General features: G+C 66.3%; 14 protein-coding genes and 1 tRNA gene. 14 read left to right on the top strand and 1 reads right to left on the bottom strand.

Annotated elements, in window-relative coordinates:
- Nucleotides 1–39 precede the first annotated feature (39 nt).
- The 12 genes from PTT45_RS04670 (at nucleotide 40) to PTT45_RS04615 (ending at nucleotide 12,468) form a co-directional block, all read left to right on the top strand.
- Nucleotides 40–855 carry an ABC transporter permease gene (locus tag PTT45_RS04670; RefSeq protein ID WP_273811764.1) on the top strand — a complete coding sequence of 272 codons (816 nt, stop codon included), beginning with the start codon at nucleotides 40–42 and terminating at the stop codon, nucleotides 853–855.
- Entirely contained in the window at nucleotides 852–1,634 is a 783-nt protein-coding gene (locus PTT45_RS04665; protein ID WP_273811763.1) for an ABC transporter ATP-binding protein, read from the top strand. The genes PTT45_RS04670 and PTT45_RS04665 overlap by 4 nt, the downstream gene beginning before the upstream one ends.
- 2 nt (nucleotides 1,635–1,636) lie before the next feature.
- The gene (locus PTT45_RS04660; RefSeq protein ID WP_273811762.1) at nucleotides 1,637–2,365 is read left to right on the top strand and encodes an urea amidolyase associated protein UAAP1; all 729 of its coding nucleotides are present in this window, start codon (nucleotides 1,637–1,639) and stop codon (nucleotides 2,363–2,365) included.
- 11 nt (nucleotides 2,366–2,376) lie between these two features.
- Nucleotides 2,377–3,012 (top strand): urea amidolyase associated protein UAAP2, encoded by a 636-nt coding sequence (locus PTT45_RS04655; protein WP_043309581.1) that lies wholly within the window; start codon nucleotides 2,377–2,379, stop codon nucleotides 3,010–3,012.
- A 175-nt stretch (nucleotides 3,013–3,187) separates the two neighbouring features.
- Nucleotides 3,188–6,787 carry an urea carboxylase gene (gene uca, locus PTT45_RS04650; RefSeq protein WP_273811761.1) on the top strand — a complete coding sequence of 1,200 codons (3,600 nt, stop codon included), beginning with the start codon at nucleotides 3,188–3,190 and terminating at the stop codon, nucleotides 6,785–6,787.
- 39 nt (nucleotides 6,788–6,826) lie between these two features.
- On the top strand, nucleotides 6,827–7,894 hold the full coding sequence (locus PTT45_RS04645) for a DUF2157 domain-containing protein (RefSeq protein WP_273811760.1): 1,068 nt from the start codon (nucleotides 6,827–6,829) through the stop codon (nucleotides 7,892–7,894).
- Nucleotides 7,891–8,739 carry a DUF4824 family protein gene (locus PTT45_RS04640; protein ID WP_273811759.1) on the top strand — a complete coding sequence of 283 codons (849 nt, stop codon included), beginning with the start codon at nucleotides 7,891–7,893 and terminating at the stop codon, nucleotides 8,737–8,739. Before PTT45_RS04645 ends, PTT45_RS04640 begins: the two co-directional genes overlap by 4 nt.
- 31 nt (nucleotides 8,740–8,770) lie before the next feature.
- The gene (locus PTT45_RS04635) at nucleotides 8,771–10,252 is read left to right on the top strand and encodes a sensor domain-containing diguanylate cyclase (protein WP_273811758.1); all 1,482 of its coding nucleotides are present in this window, start codon (nucleotides 8,771–8,773) and stop codon (nucleotides 10,250–10,252) included.
- Entirely contained in the window at nucleotides 10,222–10,452 is a 231-nt protein-coding gene (locus tag PTT45_RS04630; RefSeq protein ID WP_337961732.1) for a cysteine-rich CWC family protein, read from the top strand. The genes PTT45_RS04635 and PTT45_RS04630 overlap by 31 nt, the downstream gene beginning before the upstream one ends.
- 2 nt (nucleotides 10,453–10,454) lie before the next feature.
- Nucleotides 10,455–11,147: a pseudouridine synthase gene (locus PTT45_RS04625; RefSeq protein ID WP_273811756.1), complete on the top strand. Its 693-nt coding sequence runs from the start codon at nucleotides 10,455–10,457 to the stop codon at nucleotides 11,145–11,147.
- 318 nt (nucleotides 11,148–11,465) lie between these two features.
- Nucleotides 11,466–12,341, top strand: a complete 876-nt coding sequence (locus tag PTT45_RS04620) for an alpha/beta fold hydrolase (protein WP_273811755.1) — start codon at nucleotides 11,466–11,468, stop codon at nucleotides 12,339–12,341.
- 52 nt (nucleotides 12,342–12,393) lie between these two features.
- Nucleotides 12,394–12,468 (top strand) — tRNA-Gly (locus PTT45_RS04615).
- A 395-nt stretch (nucleotides 12,469–12,863) separates the two neighbouring features.
- Here PTT45_RS04615 and PTT45_RS04610 read toward each other — a convergent pair.
- Nucleotides 12,864–13,094, bottom strand: a complete 231-nt coding sequence (locus PTT45_RS04610) for a hypothetical protein (protein WP_273811754.1) — start codon at nucleotides 13,092–13,094, stop codon at nucleotides 12,864–12,866.
- Between the two features lie 168 nt (nucleotides 13,095–13,262).
- Here PTT45_RS04610 and PTT45_RS04605 point away from each other — a divergent pair, with 168 nt between their 5' ends.
- Together PTT45_RS04605 and PTT45_RS04600 are read left to right on the top strand one after the other, a co-directional pair.
- The gene (locus PTT45_RS04605) at nucleotides 13,263–14,903 is read left to right on the top strand and encodes a VRR-NUC domain-containing protein (protein WP_273811753.1); all 1,641 of its coding nucleotides are present in this window, start codon (nucleotides 13,263–13,265) and stop codon (nucleotides 14,901–14,903) included.
- Nucleotides 14,900–17,191 carry an ATP-dependent DNA helicase gene (locus PTT45_RS04600; RefSeq protein ID WP_273811752.1) on the top strand — a complete coding sequence of 764 codons (2,292 nt, stop codon included), beginning with the start codon at nucleotides 14,900–14,902 and terminating at the stop codon, nucleotides 17,189–17,191. Before PTT45_RS04605 ends, PTT45_RS04600 begins: the two co-directional genes overlap by 4 nt.
- Nucleotides 17,192–17,318: the final 127 nt, after the last annotated feature.

Raw genomic sequence — 17,318 nt, 5'->3', positions numbered from 1 at the left:
ACGGGGCGCCCGGCGCCCCACTCCATCCGAGGGAGCGCCATGCGCCTGATCAACCGACACCCGGATCGCGGCGGCCGCCTGCTGCTGATCCTGCTGCCCTTCGCCCTGCTGCTGTTCGCCTACTTCACCGGTTCGGCGACGCGCCTGGCGGAGAACCCCAACGACAAGCTGCTGCCCGGCGCGACGCAGATGGTCGATGCGGTGCAGCGCCTGGCCTTCACCGAGGACAAGCGCAGCGGTGGCTACCTGTTCTGGCAGGACACCGCTTCCAGCCTGGGCCGCCTCGGCATGGGCATCGGCATCGCCGCCCTGGCCGGCCTGTGCCTGGGCATCGCCGCCGGCACCCTGCCGCTGCTGCGCGCGCCGTTGTCGCCGCTGCTCACGGTGCTGTCGATGATCCCGCCACTGGCGATCCTGCCGATCCTGTTTATCGTCTTTGGGCTCGGAGAGCTGTCCAAGGTGATGCTGATCGTTATCGGCATCACCCCGATCCTCGCCCGCGACATGGAGCAGCGCGCCCGGGAGATCCCGACCGAACTGCTGATCAAGGCGCAGACCCTCGGCGCCAACACCTGGACCCTGATCCTGCGCGTGGTCCTGCCGCAGCTGCTGCCACGCCTGCTGATCGCCCTGCGCCTGGTGCTCGGTTCGGCCTGGCTGTTCCTCATCGCCGCCGAGGCCATCGCCAGCACCGACGGCCTCGGCTACCGCATCTTCCTGGTGCGCCGCTACATGGCCATGGACGTGATCCTGCCCTACGTGGTGTGGATCACCCTGCTCGCCTGGCTGATGGACCTGGGCCTGCGCCAGCTCGCCCGCCTGTGCTTCCCCTGGTACGAAGGAGCCAAGGCATGAGCTTCATTCAGGTCAACAACGTCTGGCAGGAGTACGGCGACCAGATCGTGCTGGAGCGCCTCAACCTGATCGTCCGCGAGGGCGAGTTCTGCACGCTGGTCGGCGCTTCCGGCTGCGGAAAGTCGACCTTCCTGCGCCTGCTGCTGGGCCAGGAGCGGCCGAGCCGCGGCCAGATTCTCCTGGCCGGCCAGCCGCTGGTTGCCGAGCCGGACGCCAGCCGCGGCGTGGTGTTCCAGCGCTACTCGGTGTTCCCGCACCTGTCGGTGCTGGACAACGTCGCCATCGGCCTGGAGCTGCCGCGCTCGCCTTTGCTCGGCCGCCTGTTCGGCAGCGCCAAGCACGAGGCGCGCGAACGCGCCGCCGAGCTGCTGCGCAAGGTCGGCCTCGGCCACGCCCTGGACAAGTATCCCAGCCAACTCTCCGGCGGCATGCAGCAGCGCCTGGCCATCGCCCAGGCGCTGATCACCCGGCCGCGCGTGCTGCTGCTCGACGAGCCCTTCGGCGCCCTCGACCCGGGCATCCGCAAGGACATGCACGCCCTGCTGCTGGAGCTGTGGCGCGAGACCGGGCTGACCGTATTCATGGTCACCCATGATCTGAGCGAGGGCTTCAGCCTCGGCACCCGCCTGCTGGTATTCGACAAGGTGCGCCACGACCCGCACGCACCCAACGCCTTCGGCGCCCGCATCACCTACGACATTCCGCTCAACAGCGACCGCCGCGCGGCCCTGCCCGCCCAGCTGGCCGAGCGCCTGCAACCACAACTCCAAGGAGCCTGAGCATGACTGCCTCTCTCGCCCTGCGCCCGACCCTCTACGAGGAAACCGTCCCCGGCGGCGGCCACACCTCCTTCGTGCTCAAGCGCGGCCAGCTGCTGCGCATCACCGACCTCGAAGGCGGCGCCAACGTCAGCCTGCTGCTGCTCTCGGCCGCCGAAAAAAGCGAGCGCCTCAACCTGCCGGACACCCTCAAGTGCCAGCACACCGCCAAGCTCACCACCGGCCACTGCCTGTACTCGGACATGGGCAGAGTCCTGGCAGCCATTACCGCCGACACCTGCGGCTGGCACGACAGCTTCGGCGGCGTGCTCAACGCTGCCGAGACCGCCGAGAAGTATGGCCAGGGCAGCTATCAGGAACTGCGCAACGGCTTCTTCCGCAACGGCGTGGACAACCTGCTGGTGGAAATGGGCAAGTGGAACCTCAACCTGCAGGACCTGCTGATGAACCTCAACCTGTTCAGCCAGGTCACGGTCGACGCAGACGGCTGCTTCCAGTTCGAAGCCGGCAACTCCAAGGCCGGTGACTACATCGAGCTGTACGCGCCGATGGACACCCTGATGGTGCTCACCGCCCTGCAGCACCCGCTGGACCCCAATACGCAGTACGCGCCCAAGCCGGTGCAGCTCGCCTGGAGCCGCGTCGAGAGCGACGGCATCAGCGTGCTCTGCCGCACCTCGCGCCCGGAGAACGGCCGCGGCTTCCACAACACCGAACGTCTGTACATCTGAGGGCTGCCCACATGAGTCTCACCGCCAGCACCCTGCATCCCGAAGCCGCCGCCTTCCGCCATGTGATCCCGGCCGGCGAGCCCTACCTGTTCGAGGTCAAGGCCGGGCAGACCCTGCGCCTGCTCGACCTCGAAGGCAACCAGGCCGTCGACACGCTGTTCTTCAGCGCGAAGAACCCGCGCGAGCGCTACGACCCGCAGCGCACCCTGCGCAAGCAGAACCGCGTGTACCTGACCACCGGCACCGTGCTCTGGTCCAACCTCGGCAACCCGCTGCTGACCATCACCGCTGACACCTGCGGCCGCCACGACACCCTCGGCGGTGCCTGCGCCCAGGAGAGCAACACCGTGCGCTACGCCCTGGACAAGCGCTACATGCACAGCTGCCGCGACAACTTCCTGCGTGGCGCCCTGCACGACGGCCGCCTGGAGAAGCGCGACATCGGCGCCAACATCAACTTCTTCATGAACGTGCCGGTGACGCCTGAGGGCGGCCTGACCTTCGAGGACGGCATCTCAGCACCGGGCAAGTACGTCGAGCTACGCGCCGAGACCGACGTGATCGTGCTGATCTCCAACTGCCCGCAGCTGAACAACCCCTGCAACGGCTGGAACCCGACCCCCGCCGAGGTGCTGGTATGGGACTGAAAGGCCTGCGCCTGTGGCTGTTCCGCCTGTGCCAGAGCCGTTCCGGCCAGTGCCTGCAACCGGCCCCGCAAGACAAGCCGGCCCAGCCCGACGCCTGAAATGACTACCGTCGCGGACGGCCGCGATGCGAACCGAATGACGGCGGGACGGCCCGCCACCCCATGAGGAAACCCTCATGTTCGACAAGCTCCTGATCGCCAACCGCGGCGCCATCGCCTGCCGCATCCTGCGCACCCTGCGCCAGCTCGACGTCAAAGGCGTGGCCGTGTACTCCGAGGCCGACGCCGCCAGCCTGCATATCCAGCAGGCCGACGAGGCCTTCAGCCTTGGCGAAGGCCCGGCCGCCCAGACCTACCTAGTGGTAGAGAACATTCTGGGGATCGCAAAGCGCAGCGGCGCCCGAGCCATTCACCCCGGCTACGGCTTCCTCTCCGAAAACGCCGCCTTCGCCGAAGCCTGCGAAGCCGCCGGCATCGCCTTTGTCGGCCCGACGCCGGAGCAGCTGCGCGTGTTCGGCCTCAAGCACACCGCACGCGCCCTGGCCAAGCAACATGGCGTACCGATGCTGGAAGGCACCGAGCTGCTGGAAAACCTCGACGCCGCGCTCAAGGCCGGTGAGGAAGTCGGCTACCCGGTGATGCTGAAAAGCACCGCCGGCGGTGGCGGCATTGGCATGCGCGTGTGCAACAGCGCGGCCGAGCTGAGCGACGCCTTCGAGGCGGTCAAGCGCCTGGGGCAGAACAACTTCAGCGACAGCGGCGTATTCATCGAGAAGTACATCCAGCGTGCTCGCCACCTGGAAGTGCAGGTGTTTGGCGACGGCAAAGGTGACGTGCTGGCCCTCGGCGTGCGCGACTGCTCCGTACAGCGCCGTAACCAGAAAGTGCTGGAAGAAACCCCAGCACCGAACCTGCCTGCAGGTATGGCCGACGAGCTGTGCGCGGCGGCGATCAAGCTGGCCAAGGCGGTCAGCTACCGCAGCGCCGGCACCGTGGAATTCGTCTACGACAGCGCAGCCGAGCGCTTCTACTTCCTCGAAGTGAACACCCGCCTGCAGGTCGAGCACGGCGTCACCGAACAGGTGTGGGGCGTCGACCTGGTGCGCTGGATGATCGAACTGGCGGCCGGCGATCTGGCGCCACTGAGCGAGCTGGCGAAAAGCCTGAAACCCAGCGGCCACGCCATCCAGGCGCGCCTGTACGCCGAAGACCCGGGCCGCGACTTCCAGCCGAGCCCCGGCCTGCTCACCGCCGTGCAATTCCCGGCGGCTGACGGCAAAAGCCTGCGCATCGACACCTGGGTCGAAGCCGGCTGCGAGATTCCGCCCTACTTCGACCCGATGATCGCCAAGGTCATCACCTGGCAGCCAACCCGCGAGCAAGCCAGCGCCGCACTCAGCCAGGCCCTGGCCGATACCCTGCTGTACGGCGTGGAAACCAACAGCCAGTACCTGCGGCAGATCCTGGTCGACGCGCCGTTCGCCGAAGGCAATCCCTGGACCCGCTGCCTGGAAGGTCTGACCTACCAGGCCAACACCTTCGAGGTGCTCTCCGCCGGCACCCAGACCACCGTGCAGGATTTCCCCGGCCGCCTCGGCTACTGGGCCGTCGGCGTACCGCCATCGGGTCCGATGGACGACCGCGCGCTGCGCCTGGGCAACCGCCTGCTGGGCAATGACGAAGGCGCCGCCGGCCTGGAAATCACCATGAGCGGCCCTCTGCTGCGCTTCAACACCGATGCGGTAGTAGCGATCACCGGCGCGGAAATCCCGGTCACCCTCGACGGCGTGATTCAGCCGCTGAACACCGCCCTGCTGATCAAAGCCGGTAGCACCTTGAGCCTCGGCACCATTGCCGGTTCAGGCGCGCGCTCGTACCTGTGCCTGCGTGGCGGCCTGCAAGTACCGGAATACCTGGGTTCGAAAAGTACCTTCACCCTCGGCCAGTTCGGCGGCCACGGCGGCCGCGCCCTGCGTGCTGGCGACGTGCTGCATATTCCGGCATTGAGCGATGCGGACAACGGCGCACAGCTGCCCGCCGCGCTGTGCACCACCCTGCCCGCCGTGCGTGAAATCCGCGTGATCTACGGCCCGCATGGCGCACCGGAATACTTCACCCCGGCCTATATCGACACCTTCCTCGCTACCGACTGGGAAGTGCACTTCAACTCCAGCCGCACCGGCGTGCGTCTGATCGGCCCGAAACCGGAGTGGGTGCGCGACAGCGGCGGCGAAGCCGGCCTGCACCCGTCGAACATCCACGACAACCCCTACGCCATCGGCGCGGTGGACTTCACCGGCGACATGCCGGTGATCCTCGGCCCGGACGGCCCGAGCCTGGGTGGTTTCGTCTGCCCAGTGACCATCATCGAGGCCGACCTGTGGCAGCTCGGCCAACTCAAGGCCGGCGACAAGCTGCGCTTCGTGCCGGTGAACATCGAGACCGCCCGCACCCTGGCCAAGGCGCGCAAGGCAGAAGTCGCCGGGCTGGAGGCCGTTGCCGTCAACTGGCAGCCAATCCCGCTGGAGCCGCCGGTGATCCTCGACATCGGCAGCCAGGACAAACGCCTGGTCGCCCGCCTCTCCGGCGACACCCACCTGCTGCTGGAGATCGGCCAGGCCGAGCTGGACCTGGTGCTGCGCTTCCGTGGTCATGCGCTGATGCAGGCCCTGGAAGCGAAGAACCTCAACGGGGTGATAGACCTGACGCCGGGCATCCGCTCGCTGCAGGTGCACTACCAGCCGGAAACCCTGTCGCTGGCCAACCTGCTCGCGGTGGTGATCGGCGAGTGGGACGCGGTGTGCAACGCACAGGACCTCAAGGTGCCGTCGCGCATCGTGCATCTGCCGCTGTCCTGGGACGATCCGGCCTGCCAGCTGGCCATCGACAAGTACATGACCACGGTGCGCAAGGACGCGCCCTGGTGCCCGAGCAACCTGGAGTTCATCCGCCGCATCAACGACCTGCCCAACCTCGACGAGGTCTACAAGACCGTGTTCGACGCCAGCTACCTGGTGATGGGCCTGGGCGACGTCTACCTCGGCGCACCGGTGGCCACGCCGCTGGACCCGCGCCATCGTCTGGTCACCACCAAGTACAACCCGGCGCGCACCTGGACCGCCGAGAACTCGGTGGGCATCGGCGGCGCCTACATGTGCGTGTATGGCATGGAAGGCCCGGGCGGCTACCAGTTCGTCGGCCGTACCCTGCAGATGTGGAACCGCTACCGCGAAGTCGCTGCCTTCCACGGTAAACCCTGGCTGCTGCGCTTCTTCGACCAGATCCGCTTCTACCCGGTGGGCGCCGAGGAATTGCTGCAGATCCGCCGCGACTTCCCGCTCGGCCGCTATGAACTGCGCATCGAAGACAGCGAACTGGCCCTGGCCGACTACCAGGACTTCCTCAGCGAGGAAGCCGAAGGCATCGACGCCTTCCGCAGCCAGCAACGCGCCGCCTTCGACGCCGAACGCCAGCGCTGGATCGCCTCCGGCCAAGCCCACTACGAGAACGAGGAAGTGGTCGCCGAACTGGGCGACGACGCGCCGCTGGCGGCCGGCCAGCACAGCATCGACAGCCATATCGCCGGCAACCTCTGGCAGGTGCAGGTCGAGGCAGGCCATTCGGTGAAGGCAGGCGATGTGCTGGTGATCCTCGAGTCGATGAAGATGGAAATCCCCCTCACCGCCCCGCGTGATGGCGTGGTCCGTGAAGTCCGCGTGCAACCCGGCTCACCGGTACGTGCCGGGCAACGGGTGGTGGTACTGGAGGAGGCATAAGGGCTACAGTCGCGGGCAGCGCATCCACAGGGAAGAACCATGCCGCTGACCCGCGACCAGGCCCAGCAACGGGCCGACGATATCCAGGCGTTCCGCCGCGAGGCCCAGCGCCTGCGCACCGAGGACGCCCTGGCCCTGGGCGACGAACCGCTTGCCCGCATCGCCGCCCATCATGACCAGTTGCTGGCCCAGTACCGCAGCAGCTTCGATATCGACCACGACCTGCAGACCAAGCGCCTGTCGCTGAGCATGCGCGTGGTCTCGCTGCTCGGTGCGGTGGCCCTGGCCGCCAGCCTGCTGTTCTTCTTCTACCAGTTCTGGGGCCTGTTCGGCGAAGCGCTGCAGGTCGGCATCCTGGTCGGCTTCTCGCTCGGCAGCCTGCTGCTGACCTTCGCCCTACAGCGCCGCGACGCTTCTGGCTACTTCGCCAAGCTGGCCGGCGTGTTGGCCCTGGCCTGCTTCGTCCTCAACATCCATATGCTCGGGCAGATCTTCAACATCACGCCCTCGGACAACGCCCTGCTGTGCTGGGCCGCCTACTCCCTGTTGCTGGCCTACGCCTGCAATGCACGCCTGCTGCTGGCCGCCGGCCTGATCTGCCTGCTGGCCTACAGCGGCACGCGCCTCAGCGAATGGTGCGGCTGGCTGTGGCTGGAAGCAGCCGAGAGGCCGGAACACTTCCTGCCCGGCGGCCTGCTGGTGTTCGTGCTGCCGGCGCTGCTGTCCCAGGCACGCTTCAGCGGCTTCGCCGCCACCTACCGCATCGTCGGCATGCTGGCGCTGCTGGTGCCGATGCTGGTGCTGGCCAACTGGGGCCGAGGCAGTTACCTGCCGTTCGAATACGCCAGCATCGAGAAGGCCTACCAGTTGCTCGGCTTCGCCGCCTCGGCCCTGTTCATCTGGCTCGGCATCCGTCGCGACTGGGCGGAAGTCACCCTGCTCGGCCAGCTGTCCTTCCTGCTGTTCCTGTTCATCAAGATGGTCGACTGGTGGTGGGACGTGCTGCCCAAGTACCTGTTCTTCCTCATCCTCGGCCTCACGGCGATATTGGCGCTGCTGGTGCTCGGCCGCCTGCGCCGCGGCAGCAAGGGAGGTGACCACGCATGATCGCCATCAAACCCCGCCACGGCCTGCTTGCCGGCCTCGGCCTGATCCTGCTGAGCAACGCCGTGGCCCTCGCCGGCGTCTGGTACAACCGCCAGGGCGAGCCGGAGAGCCGCCTGCTGCTGTCCCAGCGCGAGCTGCACAGGGACTGGGACGGTCCGAGAAAGGAGAACAGCGGCCTGAGCATGCGCCTGGACTGGCGCATGCCCGTGCACCCCAAGGCCGACAAGAATCACTGCTACAGCGACCGCGGACTGACCAAGGCGCAACTGCAGGCCGTGGGCCTGCCCAGCAGCGGCCCCGAGCCACGCCAGGACACCCGCGCGGCCTGGGCGATCCTGGAGCTGGACGGCCCGCTCTATCAGCAATCACTGCAACAGGCCGAGCAGCATCTGCAGCAGGCCAGCGCCAAACTGCAGGAGCTGCCGGGCGACAAGGAGCGGCAGGAGCAGGAGAAGGCGGCGAGCAAGGCCCTGGCAGACGAGCGCAGCAAGGAGAGCCGGCTGTTCCTCGCCGATGTCGGCCTGGAGGCCGCGGCCCTGCGCCAGCGCTATCCGGACCGCGACCGCTACATGCTGCTGCGCGGTACAGTGCGCGTCTGGCGCCGCTGCTACAACGAGACCGACACATCGCTCAGCGGTACCTTCGACCCGAGCAACGCCAGCATCAACGTGCCCCATACCTGGCGCCAGGCGCTGGCCGAGCGGCTGCCCACCTACTACAACGATGCGGACCAGCCATTCAGCGCCGAGATCAGCTTCGGCCAACGCCTGGAGCCCTGGCTGAGCGACGTGCGAATTACCGATAAAACCAGCAATCGCGATGACGAAAACGGCGCGCCGCGCTAGCATTGCGCCACGTCCTAAAGGCCTCAGTCCCATGCCGCTCAGCACGTCCCGCAAGGCCCAGATCACCCTGCTGCTCCTGACCATTCTCCTGCTGGGCGGCTTCCTCGCCACCAGCCTGGTCAGCTACTACGTCTCGCGCGACAGCATCCGCGACAACATCGTCAACACCGAGCTGCCGCTGACCTCCGACAACATCTATTCGGAGATCCAGAAGGACCTGATCCGCCCCACGCAGATCGCCTCGATGATGTCGCGCGACACCTTCCTGCGCGACTGGGCGCTGAACGGCGAGCAGGACATCGGGCCGATGACGCGCTACCTGCGCGAGATCCAGGACCACTACGGCACCTTCACCAGCTTCTTCATCTCCGAACGCACCCGAACCTACTACCAGGCCAAGGGCGTGCTCAAGCAGGTCAAGGAAGACGAACCGCGCGACGCCTGGTACTTCCGCGTGCGAGGCATGGCCGAGCCCTACGAGATCAGCGTCGATCCGGACATGGCCAACAGCGACCGCCTGACGTTCTTCATCAACTTCAAGGTGTTCGACTACCAGGAACAGTTCATCGGCGTGGCTGGCGTCGGTCTGACCGTGGATGCAGTGGTCAAGCTGGTCGACGACTATCAGCGCCGCTACGACCGCACCATCTACTTCACCGACCGCAACGGGCGACTGGTGCTGACCAGCGCCGGTGGCGGCCCGCTGGGCCTGCAGCGTGGCCAGGTGCTCGGCGATCTGCCCGCGCTGCAGCCGCTGCTGGCAGTACTGCCGAAGCCCGATAGCGGGCGCTACGAATACGTGGAAGGCGGCCACCGCCACTTCCTCAACGTGCGCTACATCCCCGAGCTGGACTGGTTCCTGTTCGTCGACAAGATCGAGGACGGCGCCCTCTCCGACATCCGCCAGGGCCTATACCTCAACCTGCTGATCTGCGCCCTGGTCAGCCTGCTGGTGATCGTACTGGTCTACCTGGCGACCCGTCGTTACCAGAAGCGCATCGCCGCCCTGGCCACCACCGACGTGCTCACCGGCCTGCCCAACCGCCGCGGCTTCGACCTGCTCGCCACCCAGGCCCTGCATGAGTCCGTACGCGAGCGCAGCCCTCTGAGCGCTCTACTGATCGACCTGGACCACTTCAAGCTGCTCAACGACACCCACGGGCACCTGGCCGGCGACCAGGTGCTGCGCGGCTTCGCCCGCTCGCTGCAGGGCAATCTGCGCCAGTCCGATATCATCTGCCGCTGGGGTGGCGAGGAGTTCATCCTGCTGCTCAAGGACACCGGCACCACCACCGCACGCCTGCTGGCCGAGAAGATCCGCCAGCAGACCGAGGAAGAGTTGTTCCCGTTCAATGGCGTCGACCTGCAGGTGACCACCAGCATCGGCGTCACCGAACTGCAGGGAGACGAGAGCCTCGAGCGCCTCATCGCCCGCGCCGACCGCGCGCTGTATCGAGCCAAGCAGTCCGGCCGTAACCGCGTGTGCGAAGACACCGGCGGCCTGCAGCAGTGAGTGATGCGGAGCGCTGCCCGCGTTGCGGCAAGCCCAATAGCTGCACACAGGCCGGCCAGGAGCAGCCGGTGCAGGACTGCTGGTGCTTCCATACGCCGATCGCCCCACAAGTGCTCGAAGAACTGCCAGCCGAGCTGCGTGACAAGACCTGCCTCTGCCTCAACTGCGCCCGCGCCCTGGACGAGCGCAAGCCAGACTAGCGATGCGCCTCGACCGCTTCCTCAGCAACCTGCCCCGCTTCAGCCGCGCCGATGCCCGCCTGCTCCTCGCCTCCGGGCGTCTGCGGGTGGATGGCGTCGCGGTACGCGATGCCCGTTTTGAGGTGCGTGAATTCAGCCGCATCGAACTGGACGACGAACTGCTGCAGGCTGGCAAGCCGGCGCGCTACTTCATGCTCAACAAGCCCGCTGGGGTGGTCAGTGCCACCGAACACCCCGAGCATCGCACCGTGCTCGACCTGTTCGACGAGCCGGACAAGCACGAGCTGCACATCGGCGGGCGCCTGGACCTGACCACCACCGGCCTGCTGGTCATCACCAACGACGGCCTCTGGTCACGCCGCCTCACCGAGCCGCGCAGCCGCCTGGGCAAGGTCTACCGGGTTCGCACCGAGCAACCGATCACCGAGGAATACATCGCGGTCTTCGCCCAGGGCCTGTACTTCGCCTACGAGGACCTCACCACCCTGCCCGCGGAGCTGGAGATTCTCGACAGCCACAGCGCCCTGCTGACCCTGCACGAGGGCCGCTATCACCAGGTCAAGCGCATGTTCGGCCACTTCCAGAACAAGGTCATCGGCCTGCATCGCGAGCGCATGGGCCCGCTGCAACTGGACCCGGCGCTGGCGCCTGGCCAGTACCGCGCCCTGTCCGCAGAGGAAATCGCGCTGGTCTGAGGATGCCCGACCAGCGGCAGGCGCAATTCACCGGCATGACTTGCATCGGTAACACGAGGCTGCTTGAATCCAATCAACGGTCCATTAGTGACCGATAAGTCTCAAAAGACATCTAACACGCCTTTCGCCGCACCACACGGGTCTGCCAATCGAACTTTCGATGCCCGGACGAAAAGCGCCCCGCCTCCAACAATAATCATCGGCCAGCCTCTCGAGCCGACCAGGCCCCATTTCCCAGGCCCATGCCTACCTGTCCTGAAGCTCGCGCAGCCTCGACGTCTCGCTGCGCGTCCGCAATACGCTGTCAGGGGCATGACTATGAAAGCAGAAACCACTGTGCTGGATATCCAGGGGCAACATCGGGTTTACACGGAGTTCTACCGGGCCGACAACGCCGAGCAGACCATCATCCTGGTCAACGGCTCGCTGTCGACCACAGCATCCTTCGCGCAGACGGTTCGCTATCTCCACCCGCATTTCAACGTGCTGCTGTTCGACCTGCCCTATGCCGGGCAATCGCGCGAGCACAACCGCCACGAGCGCTTCCTCACCCGTGAAGAAGAAGCCGACATCCTCCTCGAACTGATCGAGCACTTCGCCTGCGACGTCGTGCTGTCGTTCTCCTGGGGCGGCATCGCCACGCTGCAGGCGCTAGCGCGCAAGCCGGCAAGGATCGAGCGGGCGGTGATCAACTCGTTCTCGCCCATCGTCAACCAGGCCATGCTCGGCTACCTGACCCGCGGCGTGGAAGTGATGGATGCCTGCGACCGGGAAAGCATCGGCGCGGTGCTCAACGCCACCATCGGCAAGCACCTGCCCTCGCTGTTCAAGCGCTACAACCACCGCCACATCACCAGCCTGGAAGCCTATGAATACGAGCAGATGAACTTCCATGTGCAGAACGTGCTGAAAATGGAGGGCCGCTCATGCATCCGCTTCGCCGGCGAAATCGAGATCCCACTGCTGTTCGTCAATGGCGAATGGGACGAGTACACCACGCCGACCGATGCGCGCATGTTCACCCAGTACGTGCGCCACTGCGAATTCCGCACCATCGCCCAGGCCGGCCACTTCCTCGACATGGAACACAAGGCCGCCTGGATGCAGACCCGCGACGCGCTACTGGCCTTCCTGCTGCCACGAGATCTTCGCTCGCACGACGAGGTGCGAGAGCTTCACGCAGTGGCAGTCTGAGCAACTCAGCTTCACCTGCACGGGCGATTCTGGTACAAAGTCAGCCGCCCGAGCGGGTGTCGTATAATGGCCATTACCTGGGCTTCCCAAGCCCATGACGTGGGTTCGATTCCCATCACCCGCTCCACTTTCTCCAAAGCCTCGCACCTCACGGGGCTTTGTCGTTTTCGGGGGCGGCGGCAGCGGTGAGTATCAAATAGCCACTACAAAATGCGAATCGCATCACGCTTTTTCGCCATCTGGAATGTCGACTTGGTCACAAGCTCTGGTAGCCTCTGGCGAACTCAACCAGGAGCTTTCCGATGAAGGAACAACGGAAATACCTAGCTTTGCGTGCGCATGTCGAAACCCTGCTTCGGGATGGAGCACAGATAGTCAACCGCAGCCCTTTCACTCTCCGTATCCAAGGCCATCTCTTCCGTGTTCAACACGGCATGTTGATCGGCAACTCCGCTGCAGCCTGACGGCGTAGTGTCTCACCAGCCCCGGCGATCCCTGTCCGGGGCTGTTTCATGTCCGCCTTCAGGACTCCGAAATTCCCGTGATCGTGATGCCGTAGTGGCGTAGCAAGAGCACCGCCGGCTCGCGGCTGCGCTTGTCCTGGCCGTCGCCATACTCACCCTTTTCCAGATTTGCGCCGGCCCAGTCGAGGACGAAACGTACCGCCTCTTCCATCTCAGGCTTTTGCTGGGCCTGCATGTCCAGGGTGCAGGTGTTGTTGTCCTTGCTGTAGCTGATGGTCCATTGCGCCATGGTGACCTCCTGCGCTGTGCGGGCCAGACGCCTGCGTAAAGCTTTCGAGTCGGCGTGGCAGCCTGCGGTTCAGGCTATGAGCCAGACGGCAATGCAGGCGGTCGGTGCAGGGTTGCCCTGCTGGCGTATCTCACGCACCATAACTGTATATAAAGCCAGTTATTTACCATGCTCGCCTCTCTCGACTCGCCCCTCTACTACCTCGACAACTTCCGCACCGCGCTGGCGTGGATCAGCGAGCGTTATGGCGACTTGCTGGATGCCGAGGAGCTGGCCTTCCTGCAGCAATTCGCTGAACTGCCGCAGGCATCCCAGGCCTTGCTGGTGCGTCTGATCATGCGCAAAGGCCTGCATTTCAGGGCGAGCAAGCTGAGCTATGCAGAGATCGGCGATATCGCCTCGGCCGCAGAGCCGTTGCTGCAGCAGGGTTGGCTGATCGAGGACGCCAGGCTGGAGTTGGCCGAACTGTTCGCCCTGCTACGCAAGGACGAGCTGCTTTCCAGCTTCGCCGAGCTGGCACCGATACGCGGACTGAAGAAGGACGAGCAGCTACAGGTGCTGCTTCCCTCCTATATGCAGGCACAGGCCTTCGCGCACTGGTGCCCGCAACTGGACCGCCTGTTCAGCCTTACCATCGGACCACTGTGCGATCGCCTGCGCCTGCTGTTCTTCGGCAACCTGGCGCAGGACTGGTCCGAGTTCGTGCTCGCCGAGCTGGGCGTCTACCGCTACGAGAGCGTGCCCATCGGCGCCGAGTCGCGCGGCTTCCGCAGCCGCAAGGATCTGGACGACTACCTGCACCTGCAGCACTGCCGCGAGTTGTTCGAGGCCGGCCTTTCGATTGCCGAAGTGCTGCTCGAGCTGGGCGAATTCGCCAGCGAAAACCCGCACCTTACCCGCCGCCACGCCAAGCTGCTGTTCCATCTCGGCCAGCAACTGGAACGCGAAGTCGAGCTGGAGCGCGCCGCCGCGCTCTATGCCGTCAGCAGCCACGCCGAAGCCCGTCAGCGCCGCGTGCGAGTGCTGGAAAAGCTCGGCGAGCTGCAACAGGCCCACGACCTGGCAACCACCGCCCTGCTCACCCCGCGCAACGACGCCGAAGCCCAGGCCCTGGAACGCGCTCTACCGCGCCTGCAGCGCCTGCTCGGCCTGCCCAAGCAACCACGCAAGCCGCCAGCCGAAGCCGGGCTGATCGAACTAGAGCTGCCGCAACCGCTGGAACTCAGCGTGGAATGGGCGGTGCAGCAGCACCTGCACGACGAGCAGGCGCCGGCCTTCTATGTGGAGAACACCCTGGTCTGCAGCCTGTTCGGCCTGCTCTGCTGGGAGGCGATCTTCGCCCCGCTGCCCGGCGCTTTCTTCCACCCCTTCCACGCCGGGCCGGTGGACCTGCATGACGCCGACTTCCGACGCCGCCGGGCCGAATTGTTCGAGCGCTGCCTGGCGCGGCTCGATGACGGCAGCCATGCCGAGGCGATCCGCACCACCTACACCGCCAAGCACGGCATCGTCTCGCCCTTCGTGCACTGGGCGGTACTGACGCCCGAGCTACTGGAGATTGCCCTGCACTGCCTGCCACCGGCGCACCTGCGCGCGTGGTTCGAGCGCCTGCTTGGTGACATCCGCGCCAACCGTGCCGGCATGCCGGACCTGATCCAGTTCTGGCCGGCCGAGCGGCGCTACCGGATGATCGAGGTGAAGGGCCCCGGCGACCGCCTGCAGGACAACCAGAAGCGCTGGCTGGCCTTCTGTGCCGAGCACGGCATGCCGGTGGACGTCTGCTACGTGCGCTGGAGTGCAACCGCGTGAGTTACGCCGTGGCCGTGCGCGCGCTGTGCGAGTTCACCGCCAAACAGGGCGATCTCGACCTGCGCTTCACCCCCGCACCCACCGCCGCCGAAGGCATGGCCGGGCACAGCACGGTGGTCGGCCGGCGCGGTGCCGGCTACCTCGCCGAACTGCCGCTGGCCGGCGAGTATCCCGGGCTGCTGGTCAGCGGCCGCGCCGACGGCTACGACCCGGCGCAGAACCTGCTGGAGGAGATCAAGACCCACCGCGGCGACGTGGCGCGCATCCCGGACAACCACCGGGTGCTGCACTGGGCCCAGGTCAAGGTCTACGGCTGGCTGCTGTGCGATAGCTTGGGCCTGGAGGAGATCGACCTGGCGGTGGTGTACTTCAACGTCCTCTCGCAGAAGGAGACGGTGTTTCGCGAGCACTTCACCGCCGAGCAGTTGCGCACCTTCTTCGAGCTGCAGTGCTCGTGCTTCGTCGCCTGGGCCGAGCAGGAAAGCGCCCACCGCCTGGAGCGCGACGCCAGCCTGGAGACGCTGCGCTTCCCCTACCCGAGCTTCCGCCGCGGCCAGCGCCAGCTCGCCGAATCCGTGTACCGCGCTGCCCGCGATGGCGACTTCCTGGTCGCGCAGGCCACTACCGGCATCGGCAAGACGCTGGCCACCCTGTTCCCGCAACTCAAGGCATTTCCCGGCCAGGGCCTGGACCGTCTGTTCTTCCTCACCGCCAAGACCCCGGGCCGGCGCCTGGCGCTGGACGCGCTGGCCAGCCTGCGCGAGCAGGAGAACGACATGCCGCTGCGGGTGCTGGAGCACGTGGCCCGCGACAAGGCCTGCGAGCACCCGGACAAGGCCTGCCATGGCGACTCCTGCCCGCTGGCCAAGGGCTTCTACGACCGCCTGCCGGCCGCCCGCGCCGCCGCCCTCGACCACCGCTGGCTAACCCAGGAGGCCGTGCGCGAGATTGCCCTGGCGCACCAGGTCTGCCCCTACTACCTGTCCCAGGAGCTGTGCCGCTGGAGCGACGTGGTGGTCGGCGACTACAACTACTACTTCGACATGACCGCCCTCCTGCATGGGCTGACCGTGCTCAACGGCTGGAAGGTCACCCTGCTGGTGGACGAGGCACACAACCTGATCGACCGCGCCCGCGGCATGTACAGCGCCGAGTTGGACCAGGCCGAATTCAACGCCCTGCGCAAGGTCGCCCCGGCCGGCCTCAAGGGCGTGCTGGAACGCGTCGGCCGCCACTGGAACCAGCTGCACCGCGACCAGGAAGTGCCGTACCAGATCTACCCGGCCATCTCCGACCTGTTCATCATCGCCCTGCAGAAGGCGGTGAGCGCCATCACCGATCACCTCACCGACCAGCCGGAAGGCAACCAGGCCACGCTGCTGCGCTTCTACCTCGACGCCATGCTGTTCTGCCGCCTGGTCGAGGCGTTCGGCCCGCACTCGCTGTTCGACATCACCCGCCACGACTCCCACCGCAGCCGCAGCCTGTCGACCCTGTGCCTGCGCAACATAGTGCCGGCGCGCTTCCTCGCCGAGCGCTTTGCCAACGCCCACAGCGCCACGCTGTTCTCCGCCACCCTGAGCCCTGGCCACTACCACGCCGACCTTCTCGGCCTGCCGCGCGACTGGCAGTGGCTGGAGGTGCAGTCGCCGTTCAGCGCCGAGCAGCTTAGGGTCCAGGCGCTGGCCAACCTGTCCACCCGCTACCAGCATCGCGAAACCAGCCTGGCGCCCATCACCGACCTGGTGGCCCGCCAGTTCCGCGAGCAGCCGGGCAACTACCTGGCCTTCTTCAGCAGCTACGCCTACCTGGAACAGGCGCTGGAGAACTTCCGCCGCGCGCACCCGGACATCCCGGTGTGGGCGCAGTCGCGCAGCATGAACGAGGCCGAGCGCCAGGCCTTTCTCGAACGCTTCCGCGAAGGCTCCCAGGGCATCGGCTTCGCCGTGCTAGGCGGCGCCTTCGGCGAGGGCATCGACCTGCCGGGCAAGCGCCTGATCGGGGCCTTTATCGCCACCCTCGGCCTGCCGCAGGTCAACCCGGTCAATGAGGAGGTGAAGGCACGTATGCAGCAGATGTTCGGCAACGGTTATGACTACGCTTACCTCTACCCCGGCCTGCAGAAAGTGGTGCAGGCCGCCGGGCGGGTGATCCGCACCACCGAGGACAGTGGCGTGGTCTATCTGCTGGACGACCGCTTCACCCGCAGCGAGGTACGCCAGCTGTTGCCCAGCTGGTGGCAGGTCGAGCGCAGTCGTTACCTGCCGCCTCTGCAGCCCAGTTCGTAGCGGGCGCCGCCGGTCAGATCGTATCGACCCGCAGGGCTCGCGCGCCCTGCGCCAGACGGCAGCGAACCAGGCAATACACACTTTGCAAAACCCCGGCGCTTGAGGCGGCCCGGAAAATCCTTATCCT

Origin of the sequence: Pseudomonas sp. Gutcm_11s, from assembly GCF_028649395.1 — a bacterium.
Taxonomy (GTDB): Bacteria; Pseudomonadota; Gammaproteobacteria; order Pseudomonadales; family Pseudomonadaceae; genus Aquipseudomonas.
Note: the sequence above shows the minus strand (reverse complement) of the source record. Positions and strands in the feature narration are given on the sequence as shown.

What these genes read in the sequence shown, in the direction of transcription:
- PTT45_RS04645 (WP_273811760.1), top strand. Translation starts at nt 6,827, where the DNA reads ATGCCGCTGACCCGCGACCAGGCCCAGCAACGGGCCGACGATATCCAG.
- uca (WP_273811761.1), top strand. Translation starts at nt 3,188, where the DNA reads ATGTTCGACAAGCTCCTGATCGCCAACCGCGGCGCCATCGCCTGCCGC.
- PTT45_RS04670 (WP_273811764.1), top strand. Translation starts at nt 40, where the DNA reads ATGCGCCTGATCAACCGACACCCGGATCGCGGCGGCCGCCTGCTGCTG.
- PTT45_RS04635 (WP_273811758.1), top strand. Translation starts at nt 8,771, where the DNA reads ATGCCGCTCAGCACGTCCCGCAAGGCCCAGATCACCCTGCTGCTCCTG.
- PTT45_RS04655 (WP_043309581.1), top strand. Translation starts at nt 2,377, where the DNA reads ATGAGTCTCACCGCCAGCACCCTGCATCCCGAAGCCGCCGCCTTCCGC.
- PTT45_RS04660 (WP_273811762.1), top strand. Translation starts at nt 1,637, where the DNA reads ATGACTGCCTCTCTCGCCCTGCGCCCGACCCTCTACGAGGAAACCGTC.
- PTT45_RS04605 (WP_273811753.1), top strand. Translation starts at nt 13,263, where the DNA reads ATGCTCGCCTCTCTCGACTCGCCCCTCTACTACCTCGACAACTTCCGC.
- PTT45_RS04665 (WP_273811763.1), top strand. Translation starts at nt 852, where the DNA reads ATGAGCTTCATTCAGGTCAACAACGTCTGGCAGGAGTACGGCGACCAG.
- PTT45_RS04640 (WP_273811759.1), top strand. Translation starts at nt 7,891, where the DNA reads ATGATCGCCATCAAACCCCGCCACGGCCTGCTTGCCGGCCTCGGCCTG.
- PTT45_RS04625 (WP_273811756.1), top strand. Translation starts at nt 10,455, where the DNA reads ATGCGCCTCGACCGCTTCCTCAGCAACCTGCCCCGCTTCAGCCGCGCC.
- PTT45_RS04620 (WP_273811755.1), top strand. Translation starts at nt 11,466, where the DNA reads ATGAAAGCAGAAACCACTGTGCTGGATATCCAGGGGCAACATCGGGTT.
- PTT45_RS04610 (WP_273811754.1), bottom strand. Translation starts at nt 13,094, where the DNA reads ATGGCGCAATGGACCATCAGCTACAGCAAGGACAACAACACCTGCACC.